We start from the raw sequence: 828 nt of genomic DNA, 5'->3' as shown, positions 1-828 counted from the left end.
CTAAGGTAGCGAAATTCCTTGTCAGGTAAGTTCTGACCTGCACGAATGGTGCAATGATTTGGGAGCTGTCTTGGCTGGAGGCCTGGTGAAGTTGTAATAGCGGTGAAGATACCGCTTACCTGCAGTAGGACGGAAAGACCCCGTGGAGCTTTACTGTAGTTTGGCATTGGGTTTTGGCAATGTGTGTATAGGATAGTTGGGAGACTAAGAGATATGTACGCAAGTATGTAAGGAGTCAATGTTGGAATACCAACCATATATTGTTGAAATTCTAATCAAGCAATTGAGACAGTGCTAGATGGGCAGTTTGACTGGGGCGGTCACCTCCAAAAGAGTAACGGAGGTGTTCAAAGGTTCCCTCAGGTTGGATGGAAATCAACCAGAGAGTGTAAAGGCACAAGGGAGCTTGACTGCGAGACTGACGGGTCGAGCAGGTACGAAAGTAGGACTTAGTGATCCGGTGGTACTGAATGGAAAGGCCATCGCTCAACGGATAAAAGCTACCCCGGGGATAACAGGCTGATACTTCCCAAGAGTCCATATCGACGGAAGTGTTTGGCACCTCGATGTCGGCTCGTCTCATCCTGGGGCTGGAGAAGGTCCCAAGGGTTGGGCTGTTCGCCCATTAAAGAGGCACGCGAGCTGGGTTCAGAACGTCGTGAGACAGTTCGGTCCCTATCCACTGCAGGCGTAAAGAGTATTGAGAAGAACTGTCCTTAGTACGAGAGGACCGGGATGGACGAATCACTGATGTACCAGTTGTATCGCCAGATGCATAGCTGGGTAGTCACATTCGGAAGGGATAATCGCTGAAAGCATCTAAGTGAG

Annotated in this window: 1 rRNA gene; it reads left to right on the top strand. The window is 49.5% G+C overall.

From position 1 onward, the window contains the following. A 23S ribosomal RNA gene (locus AWT63_RS02000) occupies window positions 1-828 on the top strand; the annotation flags it as partial.

This window comes from Caviibacter abscessus (assembly GCF_001517835.1).
GTDB lineage: Bacteria > Fusobacteriota > Fusobacteriia > Fusobacteriales > Leptotrichiaceae > Caviibacter > Caviibacter abscessus.
This window is presented reverse-complemented; position numbering and strand designations above follow the sequence as displayed.